We start from the raw sequence: 26,397 nt of genomic DNA, 5'->3' as shown, positions 1-26,397 counted from the left end.
TTACTCCGTTCGTTCTTGTGCGGCGGCGAGCTGACGCTGCTCTGCCAGATGAAATTTGGCCTGTCGCCAGTCAAGGTAGCGTCGACGTGTTAAACGCCATAACACCCACATCAGCGTAACCAGCGCCAGAGTTGCGGTCAGCAGATAGGTGTCGTTGTAGGCCAGGACGTTCGCCTGCAGGGTGGCGACGGACTGAAGCTGGCTGGTGCTTTGGGCACTCAATAATACGCTATCGCCAATCTGGCTGCTAAAGAGCCCACCATATTGCGTAAGCCGATCGCTGACGTTGGGATCCAGTAACGATAATTGATCGCCGAGCAGGCTGGAGTGATATTTTTCACGCCAGACCTGAAAGGTTCCCAGAATCGCTGATCCGATTAAACCGCCCAGGTTTTGGCTCATGCCGAACAGGACCACGAAACTGACCAGATTTTTAGGCTGCGTGACGACGCTGCCAATCCCCATCAGCATGGCCGGCGCCATGAAAAAGGCACTGCCGAACCCCAGCAGAAACTGACTCAGGTACATATTGTTCGCGCGCGTGACCGGGCTGGATTGCGCATCCATCAGTGAGGCGATAATCATGACGACCAGCGATGCGACGATCGGCCAGTTAAGATGGGTAGGCTTGATAGTCAGCGCGCTGGCGGCAATGCCCGCCACCACACCGGCCATGATGGCAAGCGCCAGGCCGTGCATTTGATCATTCTGTAATCCAATCTGCTGCAGGAAGCCGACTGCCCCCGTATTCTGCTCTGCCAGTACGATGCGAATCATGATCATCACAATGCCTAAACGCACGATCATTCCACTGCTGAGCCAGCGCGTGTTAATGAGTGGATTGCGGCGATTGTGCTCAATCACAAAGGCACTGACGATCAGCACCAGCGCCAGGGCTGAACAGATCCCCAGCCAGGGCGTACTGAACCACCACTCAATACGGCCCAGCGACAGCACGCCACACAGCAACGCCATGCCCGGAGCCAGCAGGATAAACGTCAGGAAATCCATCTTTTCAAAAGCTTTAATACGATCGCCCGGCGGCAGCTTAACCACCAGCACCGCTCCTAATGCAATCAGCGCTAACCCCAGCTCAAACAGATACAGCCCTCGCCACTCGTCCAGTTGTAGCAACTCACTGGAGAACAGGCGCGCCAGCGGAATAGCGAGCTGTGAGGCGGTGAGACCAATGACCAGCGCTTTTAAGCGATGCCTGGCAGGCCAGGCCTGAACCTGGTAATAAATGCCCAGCGAGCTTAGCGCCGCACCGACCATGCCATGGGCCGTGCGCACGATAATCGCTGAACTCAGATCGTTGGCAAACAGATGGAAAAAGGCGACCAGGACGTACAGCACCAAAAACGCTTCGGTAAATACGCGTAAACCAAACTGCTGGCGAAATTTTACCAACAGCAGGTTGATGGAGATGTTCCCCATCACATAAACCGCGGGCAGCCAGGCAATTTCGTTGGAATAAGCCGCGAAGGTGCCTTGCAGATTGGTCAGATTAGCCGTAACCAGCGCATTACTTAACGCGCCGGTCAGCGAGATCAGCAACCCTATCAGCCCAAAGGCAACACGCTTGGGTGGGGAATGGATTGGCGTCGAAGGCGAGCCCGGCAGCATGGGTTTTTCATGAGGCAACCATTCACGCGCAGCGTAGGGATTGCGCCGGGCCATACTTACATACTTCCCATTCGGGTCAGCAGCGTTTGTAAAACGCGCTCTACCAGGGCGATTTCCTGAGGATCAATATCCGCCAGCAGTTGCGTGCGCAGCGCATCGGCCTGCGTCTTTACTTTTGCGAACGCTTCATTGCCCTTCTCGGTCAGCACCAGATGACGCTTGCGGCGATCTTCGGCGGGCTGGACCCGGGATAACAGGTCCTGTTTCACCAGGCGATCCACCAACGGCACCATACTCGCATCTTCCAGGCCCATTAACTGCGCCAGTTCGGTTTGCGTGAGGCGTTGAGGTTCACTGGCGATAAGCCCTATCGCCATCCAGCTACTGGTGCTCAGACCGCTGTCTTTAAGATGGCGGTCAACGGCCAGGCGCCAGGCATGGGCGGTCAGGTGCAGCAGGTGGGTAAAGGTACGGTTAGATGACATTTATAAGTAGCTGCCTAATGATTAGAGTTCTAATTAATTGATTAAGTTATTATACGCAAAGCAAAATGCGAAAGAAAAGCATCTGTACTGTTAAATACTGGATAACAACGTCAAAATGTCCAGTCATGATCCTGCTGTCAACACCTCGGGGAGGACAAAAGCGTGAACACCTCCACCCATAACTGGGTCGATCTGCGCCGCGACGCGCGTAGCGGCATCGAAGCGATACGGGCGCATTTTACCGGACATGCTTACGATCCTCACTGGCATGACAGTTACTTAATTGGCGTGACGGAGCAAGGCGTGCAGCAGTTCCACTCCCGTCAGAAACGTCATCGGAGCCGACCGGGCACGGTCTTTATGTTGGAACCTGAAGAGCTTCACGATGGCGATGCCATTGATGCACAGGGCTTTACCTACCGCATGCTCTATCTGTCACCTCATCATCTGCACCAGCAGTTTGCACCTGGCTGTCTGGACAGTGCGCCCGGCAGTGAACTGCGTTTTGCCACCACGCTTCAGGATGAGAAATGGCTCTCCTGGGCGGTCTGGCACGCCTTCGACGCGCTCTGGCACAATCACCCGCAGTTAATCAAAGATGCGGCTCTGGAGCGGCTATTCCGCCATCTTCGTCACTTGCCTGTCTGGCGCAATACGCGGCCGGATGTGGCACCGACACTGGCCCATCAGGCACGAGACTGGCTTATTGCTTACCACGTCGATAACCCCTGCATTGCCCAGATGGCACAGGCGCTGAACGTGGATCGTTTTCGGCTTTCCCGCCTGTTCCAGCAGCAGTGGGGCCTGCCGCCCCACGCCTGGTTGGTACAGTGGCGGCTCAGTCAGGCACGCCGACGGCTGGCTATGGGCCATTTACCCGCTGAAGTGGCTGCCGATCTTGGCTTTGCAGACCAGAGTCATCTGGGGCGCTGGTTTAAACGCGCCTGCCAGCTGACGCCTGCACGTTACCAGCAACTGTGCACAAATCTTCCAGACGCTGATCACTAGCCTTGCCACAATGGCATTTTGTGTCAGGAGAAGATAATGAGCGACTTACGATGTGTCATGATTTTGAACAGTGCGTTACCGGCCGGCAAAGCCACCAATGCTGCCGCCGTTATCGCTCTGACGCTGGGACAACGTCATCCCAGTCTGGTCGGTGAAGACCTGGAAGATGCGACAACGCAGCGCTATCCGGGGCTCATCCCCGTTGGCATTCCTGTCCTGGGGGCCGATAGTGCACAACTCAGCACCGTGTGGCACCAGAGTGAACAGACAGACTGTGACATTGTGGTCTTTCCCGAGCAGGGTCAGTCAACTACCGACTACCAGGCCTTCAGTGACACGATGAAGACGCTGCCCGCCCCGGAATGGCGCCTGCTTGGGATGGCGATAGTGGGCGACAAAAAAGCGGTTCGCAAACTCACTGCAAAACTCAACCTGTTTAGTTAACCCTCCCGGGAAAGCACGCTGCTTTCCCGTCGGCCTGGCCCGCTTGTACACATTTCCTGTACAGGAATACGACAAACAAAATTCTTAACATCCTAATTGTTAAGGATTAGCATTTTATGCTTAATAATCTACTTGTACAAATAAACTTTAATTGTATAACTTTACATACAACGAGTTGTGATCACGACTCTGTAACGAATGATGCATCTGCGTCGCCTCTGAAGGTGTAATGGATTTCCACCCTCAGAGGTTTCTTTTTTGATTTTGATGACCTGCTTGTTGAGTTTGGCTCCATCGTATTTTTATGCGATGGCTTTTAGGTCTGTTTGTCGCGCACTCTAGCGGGTAGCCGACTTTTTCAAAGGCTGACACATGCAAAACACACTGCCCCAAACGGATAAAGAGATCGCGGATTACTTCACCGCTGCGGCGACTAAACCCGACAGCGATATGGAGATTCTTGGTCTCGTTGTCGCGGAAATCTTACAGTCCGGTATGGCCGTCAATAATAAAGCCATTATTTCGAAACTGATTCATCGCCTCGAGCTGGAGCGCGACGAAGTCTCACTGGACGTTTATCGTCATCTGCTTGAGATGGTGGTGTATAAAACGCCAGACGACCTGACGGTATAATCCTTTCTCCATGGATGGAGTCATTTCGCTTTTTCTGGCTTCTTCTCTGAGCTGTCGGTAACATTCGCCCTTCACCAAATCCTGTCTTCCTTGCCTTTCGCGCAAGCTTAAAATAAAAGAGCCTGTTTACACTATGAATCAACAACATGATGTCGCCACAACAGCCGTTGTGGAAAACGATGTCAGTGTCGGCCGCGTCTTACGCTCGCCTGCACTGCTGACGCGAGAATGCCTGGCCGGCGTGATCACGGCGCTGGCGCTTATTCCGGAAGTGATCTCGTTTTCGGTCATCGCCGGTGTCGATCCGAAGGTCAGCCTGGTGGCCTCTGTCGTACTCTGCCTGACGCTGTCTTTGCTTGGCGGCCGCCCTGCCATGGTAACCGCCGCAGCGGGTTCGGTTGCGCTGGTGATTGGGCCTATGGTCCATGTGCATGGCGTGGCCTATATTCTTCCTGCCGTTGTGATGGCCGGGATCATTCAGATTCTGTTCGGCGTGACAGGTATGTCACGTGCGATGCGTTATATTCCCCGTTCGGTCATGATCGGCTTTGTGAATGCGCTTGGCGTTTTAATTTTCTTTGCTCAGGTCCCGCATGTCTGGGGACAATCGCCGCTGGTGTGGGCACTCTTCGCCGTGACGCTGGCCATCGTGCTGCTCCTGCCCCGCGTGCTGAAAAGTGTGCCCTCTCCCTTAGTGGCCATCGTGGTCGTGACCGCCGTGGCGCTGGCGATGGGCTATCGCGTCCCGACGGTGGGTGATGAAGGCCCTATGAGCGCAGGTCTGCCAGACTTTACGGCACTGACCGTTCCGCTCAACTGGCAGACCTTATCCATCGTCTGGCCCACCGCGCTGAGCGTGGCGTTTGTAGGACTAATGGAATCGCTACTGACCGCCAAGCTGGTGGATGACCTTACAGATACGCCGTCCAGCAAACGTCGCGAATCCTGGGGGCTGGGTATAGGTAATATTTTGGCCGGTTTTTACGGTGGTATCGCCGGATGCGCCATGATCGGACAGACCATTGTCAACGTGGAACTGGGTAAAGCACGTAGCCGGGTTTCAACGGTTGCCGCCGCCCTCGTGCTGTTACTGCTGGTGACGGGCCTGAGCCACATCATGGCGCAGATCCCGATGGTGGTGCTGGCAGGCATCATGATGATTGTCGCCGTCAAGACGGTCAACTGGCACAGTTTGCAGCCCGCGACGCTGAAACGGATGCCCTGGTCAGAAACGCTGGTCATGCTGTTAACGGTAGGTATTACCGTATTAACCAGTAATCTGGCGCTGGGGGTGCTGGCGGGGGTAGTGGTGGCAATGATGTTGTTTGCCCGGCGCGTCGCGCATGTGATTCATGCGGAAAGAACGTTGAGTGAGGACGGACAGTCTGTGCGCTACGATGTTCGCGGACCGCTGTTTTTTGCCAGCAGTAACGATTTGTTTGAGCACTTCGATTACGCACATGACCCTAAATCTGTCACCATTGATTTAACGCACGCACAGATATGGGATGCCTCCACCGTCGCTGCACTGGATGGTATCGAATACCGTTATCAGCGTCATGGTGCCAGCGTCACCATTGAAGGTCTGGATATGCGCAGCAGCGATTTTCATCGCCGCCTGAGCGGTAATCTGAGCTGAGACACTGGCCTGCTGCGGCACGCAGCAGGCCCCTCTTACGCCTGCTGTCGCCGTGCCCGATAGCGCGCGACCATCGTAATTAATGCCTGGTATAACAGGCCAGCATAAAGACTCATCAAAACCGCCAGGCCAATTTCTTTGCCCTGCGCCTGCCATGACATAAACCACATGAAGACGCCCCATAACACTGAAAAAATCAGCCAGCCGCGGACGAATTTCAAAATGCCATTCATAAACGCCACTCCTCTTTTGTGATGCGCTACTTTAGCTGGCGTTGAGACAAAAAACCGGATTAAACGCGCGAGATGAGAAGTATCTCAAAAAACGGATAGAGGGCGGAATCGCTTCGCTTTTCTGCTTTACCCCCGTTATGTTTAGTAACAGCTAACTACAATTAGCTTACTGTTAATTTCACAAGGGAAATAGCATGAATCGTCGTCTGACTTTTTTCGCTGCTGTTGTCGCTGCCTCAACATTGACCGCGTGCGCACCGCCGCCACCGGGCCCCGGCTGTGCGCCACCCCCACCGCCACACGATCATCGCCCGCCGCCGCCTCCGCCACCACCACCGGGTCAGGCACTGGCCCCACCACCGGCAGGCATCGTTGCACCACCGCCGCCTGCAACCGGGCAGCAACCGCCACCACCGCCCGCCCGCACCTGGTGATCTCCTGAAATCGCCTCACCTTTCATTTAGCCTGCCTGAGTCGTTCATATATCAGGCAGGCTGAATGCGTTTAGCTGTCCGTGATACAGGGGTAAAGGACTACTGAGGTTTTTGTGGATGTTGATCGATGCGCTTTACGTGTACCAGTTCTGCCAGGGTGATTGCCGGGCGAAGTAATAACTGAAGGCTCCCCACGACAAATAACCATGTTCCACCTGTCATCAGCGAGTCGAAGAAAAACAGGATGCTGCCCGTCAGGAACCATACTGCGATAAAGAGATCGTTGAGCGCGCCAAGAGCGCGGTAACGTCGAGCGATGATGATATGATCTGAACCCACAGTGATCTCTGCTTTGTTTCCCGGCACGGCTTGCCCTTCTCTGAATAATGAAATGACTGCAGACAAGATTAGTACACAGAGAAGAAAGGCAACCTGCTGGCCTCAGCCTGTCCGCCACAGTAACCCCGCCGCGGGGGAAAAAAGTCGTATCCGACCGTAAGAACATATCGTTTAACGCCTGCCAAAACATCTCCACGCCATTTTTATGTTGATTGTCAGGGAACACACTGCCATTGCTCAAACGACGGATAAGCGCTTACGGCACCATTAAGTCTTAGGGACACCTGGTCTGAATCTGACTCTGCCGCTTCTGCCAGCACGATCAATCTCGCAAAAGAATAGCGACATGTTGTAAAAATCAGTCAACGGGATAAGAACAGAGCACGTTGCCCGCCTTTCGCACCGAAGGCTGTCGGCAATATGAAAGGTTTATTTTTTACGGCGGCTAAAGCCTGGCGCGGGATTGCCGATAGTAAGGAAGTAATTGTTAGAACCTTACATTAATAGCCAATTTTGCTATGCCCACATCCGAGTGGGCTTTTTTATGCCTGCAACATACACATCGTGCCTTTTACTGATCAAAAGTTATTCACTTGTATCTAAAAACCCCATTCATTGTATGCTTGCCGGGTCAGCGCATGCTGACAACTGGATTTTCCCTTGTAACGATTTCTGCCTGTGTAACGCAGGCTTTTTTAATGAACGGATTGAGCCGCTTAAAATCCGCAGCCTTCTCAATCTGCCCCTTTTCCTCGCGTTTATTTTGGCCCTGAATGTATTGGTCAAAGGTAATCCATTCCGTTTTGATCGAGAAACGGCAATGATGCGTGACAGGACTGCCCGTAGCAAAAGGCGAAAATACCAGATAATGCCGTCAGTCACCGTCATGTCTGTCAAAACGGGATAGAGAGCATAGTCAAAACGGTTACTGGTTTTGCTACTGTCACCCACATTCAGGACGAGCGTTTTTGGTAATCGATATCATGCTGCCTGTACCCGTAAAGTGTCTCTTTCTCAGTCTACCGGGCTTGTTTCCACTCATCGTGCAGACGTCATCTGGATGCCTTTGCTGGATTGCCAGACGTGGCATGTTATAAAAAACAGCGTCAGGTCAGCACAGGAGGAGACAAACGGCAAAGGGAGAAAGGGGTTTAACAGGAGCCTGAGACCAGAATCAGAAATGACATAGCAGGAAGGGCTTATAAAAACAAAAAACCGCCCAAAGAGGCGGTTTAAACGACATTGCTACTGCTTGATTTTATTGGTGTTTCAATATGGTGCCCGGGGCGGGACTTGAACCCGCACGACCTTACGATCGAGGGATTTTAAATCCCTTGTGTCTACCGATTTCACCACCCGGGCGAGGTATAACTGGAGGCGCGTCCCGGAGTCGAACCGAGGTACACGGATTTGCAATCCGCTGCATAGCCACTCTGCCAACGCGCCTAAAACCGATTTGCCGCCAGGATTGCCTGGCCTGCGAATTTGGAGCGGGAAACGAGACTCGAACTCGCGACCCCGACCTTGGCAAGGTCGTGCTCTACCAACTGAGCTATTCCCGCATCATCTTACCGTTCAGATAACTCGCTGCTGAAGGGTCAGACCTTACTACGCTTTATCGAACTTACTGATTTTTCTTAGCTTCTGCAGCTGTGCTGCCGTTCGATGCGATGCATTCTACTGAGATGACGCGGTGAGTCAATAAAATTATCCCCACATTGCGTCCGTTTGCTGCTTTTTGAATCGCATCGATCACGGTTCGAGCAAATCGCCTCTGGCAGCGCTTAAATACTGGAACATGGACCAGAACGTCAGCACCGCGGCAATGTACAGCGCGACCACGCCAACACCGACCACCATACTGTCCGGACGCCACAGCAGAGCAAAAAGCGAAAACATCTGCGCGGTGGTTTTCACTTTACCGATCCAGGAAACCGCAACGCTGCTCCGTTTACCTATCTCTGCCATCCACTCGCGCAGGGCTGAAATAATAATTTCACGGGCGATCATCGTGGCAGCGGGCAGCGTGATCCACCAGGCATGGAAATATTCCGCAACCAGTACCAAAGCAATGGCCACCATCACCTTATCCGCCACCGGATCGAGAAACGCACCAAAGCGGGTTGTCTGCTTCCAGCGGCGAGCCAGGAAGCCATCGAACCAGTCGGTCACGGCGGCAACAACGAAAATCAACGCGGTAACAAAGGGCGCCCAGTGGAAAGGCAGATAGAAAGCCAGCACAAAGAACGGAATAAGAACGACGCGAAACAGGGTAAGACAGGTCGGAATGTTAAATTGCATATGCTGGTAACTGTCTGGATTGGGTGGTGTTTAACGTATGTTCCTACATTGCCCCCCCTGTTTCAATGCTAGTGTTTCAACGAGTAGTAGATTTTTTCCGCCAGCGCATGCGATATACCGGGCACATTGGCGATCTCCTCGACCGACGCATTCATCAACGGTTGCAGGCCGCCCATGTACTTGAGCAACTGCTGTCGCCGTTTTGGTCCCACGCCCTCGATACTTTCCAGTGCGCTGGTGTTTTTGACTTTGGCCCGTTTTTTACGGTGCCCTGAAATTGCATGATTGTGAGCGTCATCACGAATATGCTGAATGACATGAAGCGCTGGCGCATCGGGTGACAGAGAAACGCCCTCGCCTTCTGGCTCGAAAAATAAGGTTTCCAGACCGGCTTTACGATCGGTGCCCTTTGCAACGCCCAGCAAAATGGGGCGGGATTTATCCCAGGGCACGTCCAGCTCTGCAAACACCTGTTTTGCCTGTGCCAGCTGACCTTTGCCTCCATCTATCAGGATCACATCGGGAATTTTTTCTTCTTCAATCGCTTTGCCATAACGGCGGCGTAGCACCTGGTTCATGGCCGCATAGTCATCGCCGGGTGTGATGCCGGTGATGTTATAACGACGGTAGTCAGCACGAAGCGGGCCGTTTTGATCAAACACGACGCAGGAAGCGATGGTTTGTTCACCCATAGTATGACTGATGTCAAAACACTCCATGCGGCCAATCTTCTCCAGTTTGAGAAATTCGGCCAACGCGGTGAGGCGCTGATGAATCGTGGAATGCTGCGACAGACGCGTTTTTAATGCCGAACCGGCATTGGTCCGAGCCAGCTTGAGGTAACGCGCGCGATCGCCGCGGGGTTTACTTTGAATGTTTACCCGTCGACCGGCTAATTCTGTCAATGAGTCTGCTAGCAACTCACGTTCGGGCAAAGTGAAATCGAGTAAAATCTCGCTGGGCAAGGTGCGCATTTCGCTGCCCTGCAAATAGAACTGTCCGACGAAGGTCTGGACGACTTCAGCCAGGTCCGTATCCGCAGGCACTTTGGGAAAATAGCTTCGGCTTCCCAGTACTTTCCCCTGGCGGATAAACAGAACGTGCAAACATGCCATTCCGGCGTCATAGGCAACGCCAATCACATCCAGATCGTCGCCCTGATTAGAGACAAACTGCTTCTCGGTAATGCGTCTGACGGCCTGAATCTGATCGCGCAGCCGGGCCGCGTCTTCGAAGCGCAGTGACTGACTGGCTTCTTCCATGCGCGTCACCAGCAGATTCAGCACCTGATCGTCTTTGCCCGCTAAAAACAGTCTGACGTAATCTGTCTGCTGGGCGTATTCCTCCTCACTGACCAACCCTGCCACGCAAGGGCCAAGACAGCGGCCAATCTGGTACTGCAAACAGGGGCGCGTGCGGTTGCGGTAAACGCTGTTTTCACATTGCCGTATCGGAAAGACCTTTTGCAGCAACGCCAGCGTTTCTCTTACCGCATAACCATTAGGAAACGGACCGAAATACTCCCCTTTGGCGTGCTTAGCGCCCCGGTGCATTGCCAGACGCGGGTGTGTGTCGCCACTCAGAAAAATGTAGGGGTAGGATTTATCGTCACGCAACAGAACGTTATAGCGCGGTTGATAAAGCTTGATGTAATTATGCTCAAGCAACAACGCTTCGGTTTCAGTGTGGGTTACGGTGACATCAATGTGATGGATGTTACTTACCAGCGCTTCGGTTTTTCGGCTACCCACCTGGGTGCGAAAGTAGCTTGTCAGTCGCTTTTTCAGATCTTTCGCTTTGCCGACATAGATAACCGTTCCGGACACATCGTACATCCGGTAAACACCTGGCTCGCTGGTGACCGTACTGAGAAAATTTTTGGGATTAAAGAGGTCACTCACTACTGATTAACGGCTCCGCATTGAACAGGCCATGTCTGATGGCCAGATGCGTTAACTCTACGTCGCCACTGATATTCAGCTTACTGAACATTCTGTAGCGGTAGCTGTTAACGGTTTTAGGACTGAGATTCAGCTGCTCGGAAATTTCCGTCACCTTTTGTCCTTTGGTGATCATCAGCATAATCTGCAATTCCCTTTCCGACAAACAGCTGAAGGGAGATTCGGCTTTTTGCGGCTCAATCTGGCTTAACGCCATTTGCTGAGCAATGTCCGAGGCAATGTAGCGTTGGCCGGCCTTAACCGAACGAATCGCGTTCACCACTTCCTGCGGCGCGGCACCTTTACTCAGATAACCTGCCGCACCGGCCTGCATCACTTTGGCAGGCAGCGGGTTTTCAGTGTGAATCGTCAGCATAATAATTTTGATATCCGGGTTGTAGCGCACAATTTTGCGCGTGGCTTCCAGCCCACCGATACCCGGCATATTCATGTCCATTAAGATGACGTCAACCTGATTAGCCCGACACCACTTAACTGCATCTTCGCCACAACACGCTTCGCCAGCGATCACCAGACCTTTGATATCTTCAAGAATACGGCGGATGCCGGCACGTACCAGCTCATGGTCATCGACAAGAAGGACAGTGATCAACGCGAAGCACTCCGCAGCTAATAAAGAGGTAGCATTTAACGATTGCAAGCAGCAATCATACCTGTTTTTGCATTAAAAGCACAGATACAAAGTGGCAGGTCAGATCGCGTCAGTGTTTTATCTTCATGCCACCTGGCTCTGCTCTTGTTTACGCCTGCAGGAACAGACATGACAGCCTGCATAATGTAAAAAAAATGTTTTATCAAACAGTTACAACAATCAGACGATATTGTATTTATGAGATTTTTACCAAACTGCGACGCTCTCGTCAGCTACTATTCACATCCGTGATTAATTAATATGACTGAACTGACATAGTTAAACAGCCTGCGTTGCCCACGCTAACAGCAAGTGGTCTTTCGTGTGATATACTCACCGATTGCTGCGCGTAAAGATTGTAGAGACGATGTTAATCACCAAGGAGAAATTCATGAGCGATGAAGATTTCGCTACCTCGCAGGAAACGCAAAAATTATCTGATGAAGTGGCTTGCCTTAAGTTGATGATTACTTTGATCCTGAAAGGGATGGGCCAGGCTGATGCCGGAAAAGTAATCATTAATATGGAACGTTATGTGAAAACACTGGGCGAAAAGCCGCAGGCAGACGTGTTCAGTAACACCATTAAACAAATCAAAGCGGCTTATCGCCAGTAATGGCTTGTGCTGCCCCCGCCCGGGGGCAGCGCGCTAACCGTTCGAATGCCAGTTAACGGACACGCCGAGTGAAGGCAGCACCTCTTCCGGGCTGAAACGCCGCGTACCACGGTATTTCTCTGCCAGCGCAGGTTGACTGACGGGGATACGGATGGCAAAGAGATTATCCTCTGACAGAATTAAACCCGGCGTCAGAGGTTCATAGACGACTTGATGTTCTTCAAACATTTTTTCCAGCATCGGCGTAGCCGAACTGATAATGCATTCAATGCCGTTCAGCTCCGCCAGCTGTACCGCATGCCACAGAATATTGAGCGGTAGCTCAGGATCCACTTCCAGTCGTGCAGAGAAGCGGGACATTTCCCAGACCTTTTCATGATCGAACGGCAAAACAATGCCTTCCGTTTGCTCGGGTTCCGTCCAGGGCATCAGGCGGGCGCAGCCGCTAATGCCGCTTCGCACGCTCCAGGCGATTAACCAGGTCACATCAGAGCGGTCATACCGGTCATATTCTTGCCCTGGTGTACTCAGACGCGGTGGAATCGACCAGCCTTCACCCCGCGCAAACACGCTGTAACGGTAGCTGCCAAGTTCGGCAAGCAAAGAGGATGGCATATCCTTTAACTGCGTTTGAACTATTTTCATCATGCGCCTCTGACATCCCCATGTTTGCAATGATTTCTATGCGCCTGCCAAAAGCGCACCCGCGCAGGGTAGAGAAGTCCCTTCAGGTAAGGAACTACTAAAGTTGGCAGTTGCTTTTCTTTTAAATCACACCAATTGCTGCGGCATAGCAGGCAATCTGCGTTTTATTGGAAACATTAAAACGTTTTTTCATATTTTTTTGGTAAAAATTTACGGTGTGTTCAGAAATCGACAAAATAAGTGAAATTTCCTGAGAGGTTTTTCCCTCTGCGGTCCATTTCAAAATTTCCAGCTCACGCTGGCTGAAATCATTTCCCTGAACCATCAGCGCTTCATCATTGAGGCGTTCAAGTAAGCACAAGCTTTGCTCGGCGAGGAAGTGCAACTTTACCTCCAGCTCCACTTGCCGACAGTCAGTAATAAAGGGACGATGCGAACCTATAGATAATATACCAACGGCTCGATTTGACGCCATTGCAGAACAAGAAAATCCGCTCAGCAGCCCAAAATTACCCGCGTCTTGCCACATTTCCTTCGCCGAGCAAAAGAGTTCAGGTGTCCATTCGACCCCCTTTCCAGCACGCAGGCAGCGCTGCAACACGGGGTCAATGGCATAATAATTCCGTTCCTTATAACGTTTAATCCACGCTTCGGGGTAAGTATCATGCAAATAAACTCGCGGACGCGTAAAAGGAACGCGATGCTGGATAAAAAAAGCGAAAAAATCGAAGCCCAGTGACTGGATATAATCCTGTAAAAGCCCCTTTAATTGCGGAGCTGCCGTTAATACCTGAAATTGCTGTTCAACATTTTCACGCCAGGAAAAATAATCTTCACCTATCATATTGCCTCAAATTCAACAACTTGCCGGGTATTTCTGATTAACACGTTATGTAATTAACTTACTCTTTGTTGCGACGTCATAAAAAGCATTATTTTCATTCTGGCGACAACGACCTGCAGAGAAAAGGATAAAAATACAGGGTAAGCAAACGCTTCGGGATAACTCAGGCGAGTGCAACAGAGGAAATAATAAGATTTTTCTTATATTTTTCAATCATTTAACATAGCCATGATCAACAAATATCACTCGATAAGTTGCGCCCGGCAACGTATTATGCTGAAAAAAAACGCAGATCATATCTTGTAAAACACGATGTCTTTTTCAGGCAATAACCGCCGCATGTTTTCTGCAGTCAGGCAGGGAAAGCCCCCCTTTTCTGGTACGCGTTTTACCCGGATCTTTTGGTCCTACAAAAGATGGCTTATGGCTCTGCGTCGTTGAGCAGACGGCCGTACAAGGCCTGTTGACTGGCCAGCATAACGGCACTGCCCGTCTTTACAGGCAAGACGCCAGGCGGATGGCGCAGACCTGTGGCCGCTGTCATTTTGGCCTGGTGCGGACTTGTACAGATAACTTATTTAATAAATAACGCATCTGAAAAGAGAAAAATAATTATTTAACGATACTGTCATCCTCCTTTATTTATGTACAGATAACTCAAATTTATCGCCCTGTTAAAACGGCATCATTCACCCAGTCAGGTAATAAAAACGCAGTATCCTCTCTCAATTTGGTCATTTAACAGGCAATGAACGGTGATAACACCGGGTGAATGATTTAAATAACACTGACGCCATGAGAAAAAATAAGCCGATGTGACACCCTTTTTAAAACGGTAAAAAAGCAGAACAGAAGAAAATAATATTAAACCCACGACACAGTTTTACGGTGAAAGTAAAGGTTAATCTCACCTGCAATAACCCGCCCCCCGCATGCCCAGATGAAAATGTGTAGCATGCGCGCGATTATAATCAGGCCCAAGCGCATTACCAAAAAAGTTACAACCCGATCGCCATAATGCATGAAGTAATAGTGATTTCTGGCCAGGTTGTTGCCAGTTTTTTCCTGGCACCAACCGCTCGCCGTTAGCAAGCTGGTAGGCGGTAATATCCCAGGCATCCGCGCTGGCATGTTCACTCAGCCGTCCGGTGGCCTGATGGTAGATGTTGCGGCAGGCATAACTTCCGACATGTTCAATTCGGGTCAGATCACTGCCAGACAGATGTAACATTTGCTCGCGGCTGTAAGCCACGTACATTGTAGCCGCAACGGCCATTGGGCAACTGGCGAGGAAACTGCTGCTGAGCGAGACGGGCCCAAAATTTTGCAGCCTGAGGGGGCTGGACAACGGACAGGCCCCTGTCACCGCCGGCCGTTGACTGAAACGTACAACGCCGGCCTGCTGTGCACGCTGCATCACGTCAAGACAGGCGGCGGGATCAGTTTGCAGTCTTTTGAGTTTTAATCGCGTCATCCAGCCCGGCGGATCCGTTACAGAGAGTGGCGTAAAGGGATTAAATTGCGCAGGAAGGTGCTGTTTTAACCATGGCAAACTCATCCACCCCACTCCGGTCATGATGATAAGCAGAACAAGTGTGCGCATAGAACCCCTGTAGCTGAAAGAAGCTGTACGGAGGTAGTGTAGAAGCACACGGCAGGATACGCTTAAAAGATGACACAGGGTGATGAAATATTACCTAATCTGACGTAAAAACCGCCAACGTTAAGTGAAAGCGCCGTTTTAATGCCAGCGTTGTCCGATATTGTTAAAAAACAATTACCGTTTTCATTAACACTTCCACTATCTTATGCCAAATTGCTCCCGGCAATCCGGTATTCTCAACAGCCACCAGAGCTGACACAACATCAAGACAGGAAAGACACTTTCATGGTTGATCAATCTACTCAAACGCAGGCGAGCTCACAGGGCGATGACACGCTGCGACGTAATCTTCATAACCGACACATCCAGCTCATTGCTATTGGCGGTGCGATTGGCACCGGTTTGTTCATGGGCTCGGGTAAAACAATTAGTCTGGCAGGACCTTCGATCATTTTCGTTTACATGATCATCGGCTTCATGCTGTTTTTTGTCATGCGGGCAATGGGCGAATTACTGCTGTCGAATCTTGAGTATAAATCCTTTAGCGACTTTGCGGCTGACTTACTGGGTCCCTGGGCCGGCTACTTCACCGGCTGGACATACTGGTTCTGTTGGGTTGTTACCGGCATTGCCGACGTGGTGGCTATAAGCGCCTACTTCCAGCTCTGGTTTCCCGGCTTTTCGATCTGGATGAGCGCACTGCTATGTGTTTTTGTTTTCCTGGCCTTAAACATTGCCACGGTGAAATTATTTGGCGAGATGGAGTTCTGGTTTGCCATCATCAAGATCGTGGCGATTGTCGCGCTGATCATTACCGGCATTGTGTTGGTGTCCATTCATTACCCGTCGCCGGGTGGTGGCACCGCTGCACTGAGTAATATCTGGGATCACGGGGGGCTTTTCCCGAAAGGACTGAGCGGATTTTTTGCCGGATTCCAGATCGCCGTCTTTGCGTTTGTCGGTATCGAGCTGGTGGGCACAGCGGCGGCCGAAACGCATGACCCGCACAGGGTTTTACCGCGGGCCATTAATGCCATTCCGCTGCGCGTCATTATGTTCTATGTTCTGGCGCTGCTGGTGATTATGTCCGTTACCCCGTGGACCGAAGTGCTGGCCGATCGCAGTCCGTTTGTGGAAATGTTCGTGCTCATTGGCCTGCCAGCTGCGGCCAGCATTGTTAACTTCGTGGTCCTGACGTCGGCGGCATCCTCAGCCAACAGCGGTATTTTCTCCACCAGCCGCATGCTGTATGGTCTGTCGCAGCAGGGCGTTGCCAGCCGTGCTTTTGGTCGTTTATCGTCACGCGCGGTGCCCACGACCGGCTTGTTCTTTTCCTGCTTTTGCCTGCTGTGTGGTGTGGCTCTGATTTACCTGATCCCAAATGTGATGACGGTCTTTACGCTGGTGACCACCGTGTCTGCCATTCTGTTTATGTTTGTGTGGACCATTATCCTGTGCAGTTACCTTGCATATCGCAAAAAATTTCCGGAACGTCATGCCGCCTCGACATTTAAAATGCCTTTAGGCAAATTCATGTGCTGGGCATGTATGGCGTTTTTTGTCTTTATACTGGTGCTGCTTACACTGCAGGAAGACACGCGACAGGCACTCATGGTCACGCCGTTGTGGTTTATCCTGCTCGCCGCAGGCTGGCAACTGCGTCGACGCACGCATCGTTGATATAGAGACTGAGAAAAGCCCGACGCACGTCGGGCTTTTTTATAACCGCTCAAGTATACGACTGACGCCGCGGCGCAGGGCCCGTTCACCAGACGGCAGGCGCTGTGGCTGCAAATCAGGGCTTTCCGCCGTGCCCAAACCAAACGTAAACGTGTAATGGCTCCCTTCCCCCATGCGTAAATCTGCAATGGTGATCTGCCCGTCGCGCTCATCCATGGCATAAAAGCCATGGCTGAACCAGGCAACACGTTCTGCCAGCCAGTTTCCTTTAAACGGGACGAATAGCTCAGGATGACGCGGCCGCCACGTTACCGTGACAGGACGAGCAGGCGACAGCAAAGACCAGTAAGCCTCGCCATAGCGGTCAGGCGTGATGATGACGCTGCGCCAGACCAGCGTATTGAATGCCGTTGGGGTGACCAACACCTTGTCAGTCGCCACCCCCTGCTGTTCGAGTGAGTGTTTAATGTGTTCATCAGCCACCTGCTGAATGACCATACTCCAGGCAAGGTAGCCGGTACTGAGTGCCAGCCCCGCGTGATTCCAGCGTAATCCCCGTCTGTTACGTCGCCACAAAGCGACACAGAGCCCGATGATAAGCGGCAACGTATAAAGCGGATCGACGATGTACACGCTGCCAATCGCATAAGGATGATCGGTGAGAGGCAGCCCAAGCTGAGTGCCATAGACTGTCATCAAATCAAGAAGGGGATGCGTGATCAGCGCCAGCCAAATAGCAGGCCACCAGGCGATCCATGTCACGCCGGATTTGAACAGCCGCGCGACCAGCGCGGCGAGCAACGGTGAACACAACGTCAGATAGAGTAAGGCATGGCTTTCAGTCCGGTGCAGCGTCATGTTGCGGATAGCATCACCGTGATCAATAAACACATCCAGATCGGGCAATGTGCCACTGATTGCGCCTACCGCCGCGGCTTGCCAGGCAGGTACGCGCCGCCCCATCACAGCCAACGCCACGGATGCGCCCAGAACACATTGTGAAACAGAATCCATCACGCCACTCCCTTGTCTGTTACAGGGCTGAGTTTGATCGCGTTTTATTAACGAACGCGAATGCCTTCAATAATAATGCGCTGAACGTTTTCCACCGTTTCCTCGAAGAAAACAGGATTGCTGAGCTGATTCCCCGTGATCGCTTCGACCTGGCTGGCAAAGTCAGCATAATGCTGTGTCGTCGCCCACAGCATAAAGATCAGATGCTGAGGCGCAATTGCCGCCAGCCGTCCTTCAGCTATCCAGCGCTCAATTATCGCTGTTTTGTCGTCCATCAACGTCTTCAGATCGCCGGCCAGTTCACCTTTCAGCAAGGGCGCACCCTGCAGCATTTCCAGGCAAAACAACTTTGATGCCTGTGGATAATCGCGAGAAACCTCCAGCTTAAGGCGAATATACTGACGCACGGCGCGCAACGGCTCCTGCTCGTAAGTCAGGGCACGTAGCGGTGCCAGCCAGACATCCAGGATCTCTTTTAATACGGCAATATAAAGCGCTTCTTTAGAGGGATAGTAGTACAGCAAATTGGTTTTGGAGACGCCAGCCTGCTCCGCGACTTTCTCCAGCCGCGTCCCGTGAATACCAAACTGGGAAAAACAGGTCAGGGCAGCCTGCAGAATTGCCGCACGTTTCGCTGCAACGGCGACCGCACGACGCGTTGGCCCGGGCGTAGCCTTTTTCATACGTTTCTCCTTCACGTTACCGTTACGCATCACGGCAACAGACTGTTTTCAGGCCGTACCGTGCCGACAGCTGTGATATACGGCGCAGGGAAAGGGCCACACTGACAGGGCCATAAGCACTTATTCTCGCGCCACTATTCATCGGAAGAGGCCGATGGCATGCTACGTTTCCAGCGCAACTCGCTGACAATGACCCCGCAGACAATCAGGATACCGCCAAGAATGGCAGCGGCCGGCAGACGCTCGCCTGCTACACGCCCCACCACACCCGCCCAGACCGGTTCACCGGCATAAATGACCGTGGCGCGTGTCGGTGATACGCTGCGTTGAGCCCAGTTCATTGTTACCTGTATCAGCGCACTGGCTGCGCCGAGCCCGACCGCGCTGACTAACAGCGGGGTCGATAACGCAGGCACGGATTCACCATTCGGGATCATAAAGCAGAAGGCACACAGGGAAGCGACAGTCAGTTGAATGAAGGTCACCCGACGCACATCAACCTGACCGGCAAAACGACTGATAAGAATGATTTCTCCGGCAATAGCCAGCGTGCTGAGTAACGTCGCGGCTTCCCCTTGATTCAGCGCAATTCGGCCATCCTGCGGACCCGCAACCAGAATCAATCCGCAGAACGCCAGTGAAATACCCAACCACGCCATCAGTTTTGGTGGACGGCGCAGAAACAGCCATTGCAACAGCGGCACCACGGGAACATAAAGCGCGGTGAGAAACGCTGACTGACTGCTGGATATCGTCTGCATGCCCCAGGTTTGTAAGCCGTAGCCCCCCGCAATCGTGAGGCCGATCATCGTGCCCGCTTTGACTTCGCGCCAACAGACACCAGCAAGATAGCGGCGGAAAAAAAACGCCAGTAACAGCGCAGCGGTAGCAAAGCGTAAACCGACAAAGAAGAACGGACCTGAATAATGCATCGCCTGATGCACGACCAGAAACGTTCCCCCCCAGATTACCGTAATAAAAATAAGGACCAGTTCCTGACGCGTAATACCGACGGTCAGTTTGCGAGTCGTATCCGACATAATTCACCTGTATCTGTTTTCAGGCGCTATTGTGATCAGTGCTCCGGGCGAATGCAATTCCGTTTGCTGCCGCGTGACTGTCGCCTCGCATCAGGCGGCACCCCGTCGCCTAACACGGTCTGGGCTGGAGCGATAACAGGTGAACATACCTGCACCTGTTTGCGATCTTCTGATGCATGAACGTTCAGTGCCACATCGCTTCACGTGAGGCGGCTTGATGTTCATCGAAGGACATGTGCGTGGAAGCCTGTGTGACATTCCACCTTTTAGGTCTCTGGATCGCTGAAAATTACATTTAGAAACAGACTCTACGCTAAGAATTGACTTAAAAGACGACGATTAATCCTTAAAAAAACCCATTCTCAGCATTTTCAGTGTCGTTACGCTGACTGTCTGACCGGTGATTTCTCACAGTCAGGTAAAGCTCTTCTATACTTTTCGATGTGTTGACTAACTCCCGGAGAGATCAATGGCTAAGATTCTGGTGCTTTACTATTCAATGTATGGACACGTTGAAACCATGGCGAACGCTGTCGCAGAAGGCGCACGCAAGGTGCCTGGCGCCCAGGTAGATGTGATGCGCGTCCCTGAAACCATGGATGCACAACGCTTTGCGGAAGTTGGCGGTAAAACTCAGCAATCCGCGTCTGAAGCGACGCCAGAGATACTGCCTGACTACGATGCCATCATCGTGGGCACCCCTACCCGTTTCGGCAACATGTCAGGGCAGATGCGAACATTCTGGGACCGGACAGGCGGCCTGTGGGCCTCTGGCGCGCTCTACGGCAAAATTGCCAGCGTCTTTACCTCCACCGGTACCGGAGGAGGACAGGAACAAACCATTACGTCTGTCTGGACCACCCTCGCCCACCACGGCATGGTCATCGTGCCTATCGGCTATGGTACCAAAGAGATGTTTGACATTTCTGAGGTCCGCGGCGGTACGCCTTATGGTGCCACTACGCTGGCCGGTGGTGACGGTTCACGTCAGCCAACCCAGGAAGAATTGATTATTGCCCGTTTCCAGGGCGAACACGTTGCCGGGCTGGCAGCAAAACTTAAGGACTAACCTTTCAGAAGGAGATCAGTATGTCGACGAATCAGTCAAAAGCACATCACGTTGGTGAATGGGCCAGTTTGCGTCACACCTCGCCCGAAATTGCCGAGGCCATTTTTGAAGTCGCAAACTATGACGAGCGCCTGGCGGAAGAGATCTGGCGTCAACAGGGAAGCGATGACGTATTAATCCGCGCGTTTGAAAAAACCGATCAGGACGTCCTCACGTGGGACGACAAAACGGTTGAGCGAAAGAACGTCTGACGGCATGGCGGGCATGGCCCCGCCCTTTTTTTATCGTTGACCACGGAGAATTCTATGTCTTCCTATCAAAGCATCAACCCGGCAAACAATCAGTTAATGAAAAGCTGGCCTTCCCATGACAGCGCGGCCGTGACGCAAGCGCTGGAAACGGCGGATCGGCTGTTCCACTCTGACTGGAGTAAAGGCGCTATTCAGCCACGACTTCAGGTATTGAAAAAACTGGCTGATCTGATTGATGACCGTGCGGAAGAACTGGCGACTATTGCCAGTAAAGAGATGGGCAAGCTGATTGGCCAAAGCCGTGGCGAAGTCAAAATCTGCGCGCAAATCGCCCGCTATTACGCTGAGCATGCAGAACGCATCCTGAAGCCACAACCTTATGAAAGTGAGTTGGGCGATGCCTGGGTTGAGTATCATCCCATTGGTGTGCTGGTTGCGGTCGAACCGTGGAACTTCCCCTACTACCAACTGATGCGCGTGCTGGCACCAAATCTGGCACTGGGTAATCCGGTACTGGCTAAACACGCCAACATCGTGCCGCATTGTGCCGATGTCTTCGAAAAGCTGGTGAAGGAAGCGGGCGCGCCTGAGGGTGCCTGGACCAACCTGTTTATCTCTACCGATCAGGTTGCGGAACTGATTGCCGATGACCGGGTACAGGGCGTGGCTCTGACAGGATCCGAACGGGCGGGAAGCGCCGTTGCTGAACAGGCCGGTAAGCATTTGAAAAAATCCACGCTGGAGTTGGGCGGCAATGACGTCTTTGTGGTCACGGAGGATGCCGATCTGGATGAAGCCGTTCGTCAGGGCGTGCAGGCGCGACTGAGCAACTGCGGTCAGGTCTGTACAGCAGCCAAGCGTTTTATTCTGAACGAGAAGATTGCGGATACCTTTATCGATAAATTCAGTGCGGCGCTTAACGCAGCGGTGTTGGGCGATCCGCTGGATGAGAAAACCACTCTGGGACCGCTTTCGTCGGCTGATGCGCGCGATCGTCTGGTTAAACAGGTTGATGAAGCCGTCGCAAACGGCGCTAAGCTGGTCACAGGTGGTAAAGCGGTGGCGGGCGTAGGGTGCTATTACCAGCCCACGCTGCTTACCCATATCACCCGCGATAACCCTGCCTATTTTCAGGAGTTTTTTGGCCCGGTGGCGCAGGTTTATGTGGTCGCCAGTGATGACGAGGCGGTGGCCCTGGCCAATGATTCACACTATGGGCTGGGCGGTTCCGTGTGGACACGCGATATTGCGCGTGGCCGTAAGCTGGCCTCCGCCATTGAAACGGGCATGGTGTTCATCAACTCGCAGAGCGACACCTCTGCGGAGCTGCCTTTCGGCGGTGTGAAGCGTTCTGGCTACGGACGCGAACTTTCCGATCTGGGTATCAAAGAGTTTGCGAACCAGAAACTGGTGGTTGTGGCCGGATAAGCAGCCTGAAGCGTAAAAAAAACCCCGTCTTGACGGGGTTTTTTGTTTTCAGTGACCGAAAGCTATTAGTTGGCTGCAGCGGGCTGCTTCGCAGGACTGTTATCCGTTTTATTTTGCGCGTTGGCGGCGTTTTCCGCTTTGGCTTTGTCATCCGCTGCTTTCTGGGCAGCAGCCTTATCAGCGCTGGCCTTCTCATCCGCCGCCTTTTGCGCAGCGGCTTTATCCGCGGCGGCTTTATCAGCTTTCGCTTTCTCGTCAGCCGCTTTGTCCGCCTTTACCTTATCGTCAGCCGCTTTCTGGGCAGCAGCGTTATCAGCCGTCGCCTTATCGGCGCTGGCTTTATCGTCAGCTTTTGACTCCGCAGGATTCGCCGCGCCCGCGTTGGCACTGGCCGCTGGCTGCTCTGCCGCCGCCGGTTGCAACGCGGTCCCCTGCAGCGCGCTGTTCAGCACCTGGGTAAACTGCTCCCAGCTGCAGTAACCGTTCGCGTCAGTCGGGCAACCCGCCAGTTGCAGGGTGACGCGCTTCGGTGGCGTTTTCAGACTTAACACCTGGGCATCGCGCAACTGATCGGCGGTCTGATACACGTATTCCATCTTCAGCAGGTCTTTGTTGTTTTTGGCATCATGCCAGCGTTCAAAAACCACCTGTCCACCGATGGGCGTTTTCTCATAGGTCTCTGGCAGATCATAAGGTTTGACCTGTAAGGCGCTCAACAATGACGCTATGTTGGAGTCATGCCCTACCATCAGGGTCACTTTGGGTGAGTCAGCTTTATCCTGATCGATGAGCTGGCTGCGGATATAGTCCACCAGCGGAGCCGCGACGTTGCGTGCCACATCTGGTGTGGTAAACAGCGTGTCCTGATAACCGTTTTTGATCGCTGACAGTGACTGCCACTGCTCAGGGGTTTTAATTTGCCCCCAGGCAACCTGATCCAGCGGGAAGCCTTCGTAATATTGCAGCGTAAAGGCATCCATAAGGGAATTCCCCACTTTCAGCGGTCCGTTCACGCCAGGCTCTTTGCCGTTTTCAACAATAAAGGTATTTTGCCCACTGCTCAGATCGCACTGCTTTTTGTTATTACAGGCCGGAGAAGACTTGTAGTCGACAATTTTGTCCAGACGCTGATACGCTGGCTTCAGGGCCAGCTTCTCATTAGCGGCAGTCATGTCCGCCAGCGCTTTTTTGATGAATTCTTCATTGCCGTCGGTGATCACGGGATTAAATACCGGATCCATGCTGCCCATTTCATCCTGATGGGTCACCGTAATATCACAGCCCGGGAAGGCACCATTTACAAAAAACTGGGCCGTCGCTACGGTACGTTGCAGGCTGTTTGCGTAGACAAACACACTGTTGCTGTCCGGACAGGCGCCGTTCTTCACCAGGCCCTGCTGCGCAAGCCACTGGCGCGTGTAGTTACCCATATAGACTTCCAGCACGCCACCTTTGGTGGTCAGTTGCCCGCCGGGCACCTCCCACTCTGGCCAGCTTTTTTTGGTGGACTGTGCCAGTACGCTACCGTTATCCGCAAGCGGCGCACGCAGATTATGGCGGCTAAACATCAGTACCTGCTGGAGCTGCATCTCGTTATCCGCGGCGTGGGCCAGCGTCCCGATCGGTAATGCAGCGAGTACCGACAATGCGCAAAGACTCAGTTTCTTGATCATTGTGCCTATTCCATTCATTCAGTAAAAAAACACTCTGGCTATCAACCGATTAGCTCGCCATAGAGCGACGTGACGGATAGTGTAACTCAGCTTGCCCCTGAAAAGCGCCAGGTGACAGTAAAAACAATTACTGGACTATAGCAGAGATACCGGACGCGGGTAAAAACAGTCCAGTTTACTGAAAAGGCAGGGATAATAATGAAGAAATGTGTCAGGCACGTAAAACGAAACAGGCCAGCACGCTGTGCTGGCCTGTGAATGTGGCGGAGGAAGAGAGATTCGAACTCTCGGATGGTTTCCCATCGGCGGTTTTCAAGACCGCTGCCTTAAGCCGCTCGGCCATCCCTCCGGGTTGTCATACTACTGCAAAGGCAAGATGCGATAACGCTGTCTTGCCACTTCACTCTTTAAGAGATGAAGTGGCGGAGGAGGAGAGATTCGAACTCTCGGATGGTTTCCCATCGGCGGTTTTCAAGACCGCTGCCTTAAGCCGCTCGGCCACCCCTCCGCAATGACGCGCACTATAAACATCCCCTATGGAGATGTAAAGCCTGTGATAATCCGTTCGCCTGAAAAACAGTCAAAAAAGCGTTATTCGTTGTCAAAATCGCCAGTGTGCTCAAAGAATTAGCGTTTTTTTCGCGTAAAGAAGGGTAAAACCTCTTTTCACGCTTTATCGCGCTGCGTATTCTCAACGCATATTTGGTGTTCTGCCTTACAGGAGCGCAACATGGACAGAATAGTTTCATCATCATCGCGACAGTCATTACTGAGTACGCACAAGGTCCTGCGTAACACCTATTTTCTGCTGGGCCTGACCCTCGCCTTTTCCGCGCTGACCGCAACAGCGAGTACACTGCTGGCCCTGCCCGCCCCGGGTTTGATCCTGATGCTGGTGGGCTTCTATGGTCTGATGTTCCTGACCTACCGTCTGGCTGACAGCCCGGCGGGAATTTTAGCTGCTTTCGCATTTACGGGCTTCCTGGGCTACTGTCTGGGTCCTATCCTGAGCACCTATCTGGCCGCAGGGATGGGTGACGTGATCGCCCTGGCGCTCGGCGGAACGGCACTGGTGTTTTTCTGCTGCTCTGCCTATGTGCTGACAACAGGACGGGATATGTCTTTCCTTGGCGGCATGATGATGGCGGGCTTTGTCGTGTTACTGGTCGCCGTTGTGGCGAACCTGTTCCTGCACTTGCCAGCGCTGCAACTGGCGATTAGCGCCCTGTTCATTCTGTTCTCGGCGGGGGCTATTTTGTGGGAAACCAGCAACATCATTCATGGCGGCGAAACCAACTATATTCGTGCAACGGTCAGCCTGTATGTTTCCCTCTATAACATCTTCGTGAGCCTGTTAAGCATCCTGGGTTTCTCACGCAGTAACTAACGCACTGCAGGTAAACTGAAAAACCCCGCTCAGGCGGGGTTTTTGCTTTTTCTGTGGGGCCAGTTTGGTAAACTGCAGCCCGAACGAATCTGAGGATGCACTATGAATTACAACGGTGACGAAATTGCTGTCGATGCCGAAGGTTATCTGAAAAACCATCAGGACTGGAGCGAAGGCCTGGCGCTGCAGATTGCGGCAGAAGAAGCCATCACCATGACAGATGCCCATTGGGAAGTCGTGCGCTTCGTACGCGACTTTTATCTGGAATTTAATACTTCCCCCGCCGTAAGAATGCTGGTGAAGGCGATGGCAAAAAAGTATGGCGAAGAAAAAGGAAACAGCCGTTACCTGTTTCGCCTTTTCCCCGAGGGCCCTGCTAAGCAGGCAACCAAAATTGCCGGTCTGCCAAAACCGGCAAAATGCCTGTAATCAACCCGTGGTGAAGCCGTGCGGCATGTCAGCGGCATGATGCGGCTCCACCAGGACCTTTTCTACACGGGCTGTGCGCGGCCCGCCCGCTTTTAACCAGTCAAGTAATGCATTGACCTGTTCGGCATCGCCGCAGGCCAGGACTTCCACACGACCATCTTCAAGGTTCCGTGCGTAACCCTGCACGTTAAGTGTGTTTGCTTTCGCCTGGGTGCTGTAACGGAAACCCACGCCCTGCACCGTGCCCTGTACCCAGACTTTGTAACAGACCTTCGCCATGGCCTTCTCCTGCCTTTCGTTG

Annotated in this window: 27 protein-coding genes and 5 tRNA genes; 12 read left to right on the top strand and 20 right to left on the bottom strand. The window is 52.6% G+C overall.

Annotation, left to right across the window (positions count from 1 at the left end):
• Both G5574_RS20675 and G5574_RS20670 read right to left on the bottom strand, forming a co-directional pair.
• Positions 1-1,680: an MFS transporter gene (locus tag G5574_RS20675; protein ID WP_033737582.1), complete on the bottom strand. Its 1,680-nt coding sequence runs from the start codon at positions 1,678-1,680 to the stop codon at positions 1-3.
• Between the two features lie 2 nt (positions 1,681-1,682).
• Positions 1,683-2,111, bottom strand: a complete 429-nt coding sequence (locus G5574_RS20670) for a MarR family winged helix-turn-helix transcriptional regulator (RefSeq protein WP_033737583.1) — start codon at positions 2,109-2,111, stop codon at positions 1,683-1,685.
• 162 nt (positions 2,112-2,273) lie between these two features.
• Here G5574_RS20670 and G5574_RS20665 point away from each other — a divergent pair, with 162 nt between their 5' ends.
• From G5574_RS20665 to G5574_RS20650, 4 genes are all read left to right on the top strand, one after another.
• Positions 2,274-3,119 carry an AraC family transcriptional regulator gene (locus tag G5574_RS20665; protein ID WP_164483121.1) on the top strand — a complete coding sequence of 282 codons (846 nt, stop codon included), beginning with the start codon at positions 2,274-2,276 and terminating at the stop codon, positions 3,117-3,119.
• 36 nt (positions 3,120-3,155) lie between these two features.
• The gene (locus tag G5574_RS20660; protein WP_039341184.1) at positions 3,156-3,563 is read left to right on the top strand and encodes a DUF2000 domain-containing protein; all 408 of its coding nucleotides are present in this window, start codon (positions 3,156-3,158) and stop codon (positions 3,561-3,563) included.
• 372 nt (positions 3,564-3,935) lie between these two features.
• Complete coding sequence (locus G5574_RS20655) at positions 3,936-4,196, top strand: biofilm/acid-resistance regulator YmgB/AriR (RefSeq protein ID WP_033737586.1); 261 nt, start codon at positions 3,936-3,938, stop codon at positions 4,194-4,196.
• A gap of 133 nt (positions 4,197-4,329) precedes the next feature.
• Positions 4,330-5,835, top strand: coding sequence for a SulP family inorganic anion transporter (locus G5574_RS20650; protein WP_162286212.1), 1,506 nt, complete (start codon positions 4,330-4,332; stop codon positions 5,833-5,835).
• A 35-nt stretch (positions 5,836-5,870) separates the two neighbouring features.
• On the opposite strand, the gene G5574_RS20645 is transcribed toward G5574_RS20650, so the two are convergent.
• Positions 5,871-6,068, bottom strand: coding sequence for a DUF6404 family protein (locus tag G5574_RS20645; protein WP_006118780.1), 198 nt, complete (start codon positions 6,066-6,068; stop codon positions 5,871-5,873).
• A 194-nt stretch (positions 6,069-6,262) separates the two neighbouring features.
• Between G5574_RS20645 and G5574_RS23570 the strand changes: the two genes are divergently transcribed.
• A complete protein-coding gene (locus tag G5574_RS23570; protein WP_216850764.1) occupies positions 6,263-6,502 on the top strand; it encodes a hypothetical protein in 240 nt (79 codons plus the stop codon).
• A gap of 99 nt (positions 6,503-6,601) precedes the next feature.
• Here G5574_RS23570 and G5574_RS20635 read toward each other — a convergent pair whose 3' ends face one another.
• The 7 genes from G5574_RS20635 to uvrY form a co-directional block, all read right to left on the bottom strand.
• Positions 6,602-6,868, bottom strand: coding sequence for a YrhK family protein (locus G5574_RS20635; protein WP_033737589.1), 267 nt, complete (start codon positions 6,866-6,868; stop codon positions 6,602-6,604).
• A 1,248-nt stretch (positions 6,869-8,116) separates the two neighbouring features.
• Positions 8,117-8,203 (bottom strand) — tRNA-Leu (locus G5574_RS20630).
• A 10-nt stretch (positions 8,204-8,213) separates the two neighbouring features.
• A tRNA-Cys gene (locus tag G5574_RS20625) sits at positions 8,214-8,287 on the bottom strand.
• A 40-nt stretch (positions 8,288-8,327) separates the two neighbouring features.
• Positions 8,328-8,403, bottom strand: a tRNA-Gly gene (locus tag G5574_RS20620).
• Between the two features lie 190 nt (positions 8,404-8,593).
• The gene (pgsA, locus tag G5574_RS20615; protein ID WP_006118776.1) at positions 8,594-9,142 is read right to left on the bottom strand and encodes a CDP-diacylglycerol--glycerol-3-phosphate 3-phosphatidyltransferase; all 549 of its coding nucleotides are present in this window, start codon (positions 9,140-9,142) and stop codon (positions 8,594-8,596) included.
• A 68-nt stretch (positions 9,143-9,210) separates the two neighbouring features.
• Positions 9,211-11,043, bottom strand: coding sequence for an excinuclease ABC subunit UvrC (gene uvrC, locus G5574_RS20610; protein WP_058707584.1), 1,833 nt, complete (start codon positions 11,041-11,043; stop codon positions 9,211-9,213).
• Positions 11,036-11,695: a UvrY/SirA/GacA family response regulator transcription factor gene (gene uvrY / locus G5574_RS20605; protein ID WP_006118774.1), complete on the bottom strand. Its 660-nt coding sequence runs from the start codon at positions 11,693-11,695 to the stop codon at positions 11,036-11,038. The genes uvrC and uvrY overlap by 8 nt, the downstream gene beginning before the upstream one ends.
• Before the next feature lie 430 nt (positions 11,696-12,125).
• On the opposite strand from uvrY, the gene G5574_RS20600 reads away from it, so the two are divergent.
• The gene (locus tag G5574_RS20600; protein ID WP_164483120.1) at positions 12,126-12,350 is read left to right on the top strand and encodes a DUF2594 family protein; all 225 of its coding nucleotides are present in this window, start codon (positions 12,126-12,128) and stop codon (positions 12,348-12,350) included.
• Between the two features lie 33 nt (positions 12,351-12,383).
• Here G5574_RS20600 and G5574_RS20595 read toward each other — a convergent pair whose 3' ends face one another.
• The 3 genes from G5574_RS20595 to G5574_RS20585 all read right to left on the bottom strand — a co-directional run bounded on the left by G5574_RS20595 (position 12,384) and on the right by G5574_RS20585 (position 15,442).
• The gene (locus tag G5574_RS20595; protein ID WP_006118772.1) at positions 12,384-12,995 is read right to left on the bottom strand and encodes an acyl-homoserine-lactone synthase; all 612 of its coding nucleotides are present in this window, start codon (positions 12,993-12,995) and stop codon (positions 12,384-12,386) included.
• Positions 12,996-13,116: 121 nt separating this feature from the next.
• A complete protein-coding gene (locus G5574_RS20590; protein ID WP_164483119.1) occupies positions 13,117-13,839 on the bottom strand; it encodes an autoinducer binding domain-containing protein in 723 nt (240 codons plus the stop codon).
• Positions 13,840-14,746: 907 nt separating this feature from the next.
• Positions 14,747-15,442 carry an extensin-like domain-containing protein gene (locus tag G5574_RS20585; protein ID WP_164483118.1) on the bottom strand — a complete coding sequence of 232 codons (696 nt, stop codon included), beginning with the start codon at positions 15,440-15,442 and terminating at the stop codon, positions 14,747-14,749.
• 285 nt (positions 15,443-15,727) lie between these two features.
• Here G5574_RS20585 and cycA point away from each other — a divergent pair, with 285 nt between their 5' ends.
• Complete coding sequence (cycA, locus tag G5574_RS20580; RefSeq protein ID WP_164483117.1) at positions 15,728-17,122, top strand: D-serine/D-alanine/glycine transporter; 1,395 nt, start codon at positions 15,728-15,730, stop codon at positions 17,120-17,122.
• 39 nt (positions 17,123-17,161) lie between these two features.
• On the opposite strand, the gene G5574_RS20575 is transcribed toward cycA, so the two are convergent.
• From G5574_RS20575 to G5574_RS20565, 3 genes are all read right to left on the bottom strand, one after another.
• Positions 17,162-18,136: a metal-dependent hydrolase gene (locus G5574_RS20575; RefSeq protein ID WP_164483116.1), complete on the bottom strand. Its 975-nt coding sequence runs from the start codon at positions 18,134-18,136 to the stop codon at positions 17,162-17,164.
• A gap of 47 nt (positions 18,137-18,183) precedes the next feature.
• Complete coding sequence (gene rutR / locus G5574_RS20570) at positions 18,184-18,819, bottom strand: HTH-type transcriptional regulator RutR (protein ID WP_033737596.1); 636 nt, start codon at positions 18,817-18,819, stop codon at positions 18,184-18,186.
• A 134-nt stretch (positions 18,820-18,953) separates the two neighbouring features.
• Entirely contained in the window at positions 18,954-19,859 is a 906-nt protein-coding gene (locus G5574_RS20565) for a DMT family transporter (RefSeq protein ID WP_164483115.1), read from the bottom strand.
• Positions 19,860-20,328: 469 nt separating this feature from the next.
• On the opposite strand from G5574_RS20565, the gene wrbA reads away from it, so the two are divergent.
• Genes wrbA through G5574_RS20550 form a run of 3 tightly spaced genes read left to right on the top strand, consistent with a single transcriptional unit; the run spans position 20,329 to position 22,607 of the window.
• Complete coding sequence (gene wrbA / locus G5574_RS20560; protein ID WP_164483114.1) at positions 20,329-20,928, top strand: NAD(P)H:quinone oxidoreductase; 600 nt, start codon at positions 20,329-20,331, stop codon at positions 20,926-20,928.
• Between the two features lie 20 nt (positions 20,929-20,948).
• On the top strand, positions 20,949-21,179 hold the full coding sequence (locus G5574_RS20555; RefSeq protein ID WP_006118682.1) for a YccJ family protein: 231 nt from the start codon (positions 20,949-20,951) through the stop codon (positions 21,177-21,179).
• Between the two features lie 54 nt (positions 21,180-21,233).
• A complete protein-coding gene (locus G5574_RS20550; protein ID WP_033737598.1) occupies positions 21,234-22,607 on the top strand; it encodes an NAD-dependent succinate-semialdehyde dehydrogenase in 1,374 nt (457 codons plus the stop codon).
• A gap of 65 nt (positions 22,608-22,672) precedes the next feature.
• On the opposite strand, the gene agp is transcribed toward G5574_RS20550, so the two are convergent.
• The 3 genes from agp to G5574_RS20535 all read right to left on the bottom strand — a co-directional run bounded on the left by agp (position 22,673) and on the right by G5574_RS20535 (position 24,788).
• On the bottom strand, positions 22,673-24,280 hold the full coding sequence (gene agp / locus G5574_RS20545) for a bifunctional glucose-1-phosphatase/inositol phosphatase (protein WP_174250606.1): 1,608 nt from the start codon (positions 24,278-24,280) through the stop codon (positions 22,673-22,675).
• Positions 24,281-24,541: 261 nt separating this feature from the next.
• A tRNA-Ser gene (locus G5574_RS20540) sits at positions 24,542-24,629 on the bottom strand.
• A 71-nt stretch (positions 24,630-24,700) separates the two neighbouring features.
• A tRNA-Ser gene (locus G5574_RS20535) sits at positions 24,701-24,788 on the bottom strand.
• A gap of 222 nt (positions 24,789-25,010) precedes the next feature.
• Between G5574_RS20535 and yccA the strand changes: the two genes are divergently transcribed.
• Entirely contained in the window at positions 25,011-25,667 is a 657-nt protein-coding gene (gene yccA, locus G5574_RS20530) for an FtsH protease modulator YccA (RefSeq protein WP_133745120.1), read from the top strand.
• Between the two features lie 102 nt (positions 25,668-25,769).
• The gene (gene tusE / locus G5574_RS20525) at positions 25,770-26,096 is read left to right on the top strand and encodes a sulfurtransferase TusE (protein ID WP_006118678.1); all 327 of its coding nucleotides are present in this window, start codon (positions 25,770-25,772) and stop codon (positions 26,094-26,096) included.
• On the opposite strand, the gene yccX is transcribed toward tusE, so the two are convergent.
• Entirely contained in the window at positions 26,097-26,375 is a 279-nt protein-coding gene (gene yccX, locus G5574_RS20520) for an acylphosphatase (protein ID WP_033737600.1), read from the bottom strand.
• Positions 26,376-26,397: the final 22 nt, after the last annotated feature.

Origin of the sequence: Pantoea stewartii, from assembly GCF_011044475.1 — a bacterium.
In the GTDB taxonomy this organism is placed as follows: domain Bacteria; phylum Pseudomonadota; class Gammaproteobacteria; order Enterobacterales; family Enterobacteriaceae; genus Pantoea; species Pantoea stewartii.
The sequence above is the reverse complement of the archived record's forward strand: the minus strand, read 5'-3'. Positions and strand labels throughout refer to the sequence as shown.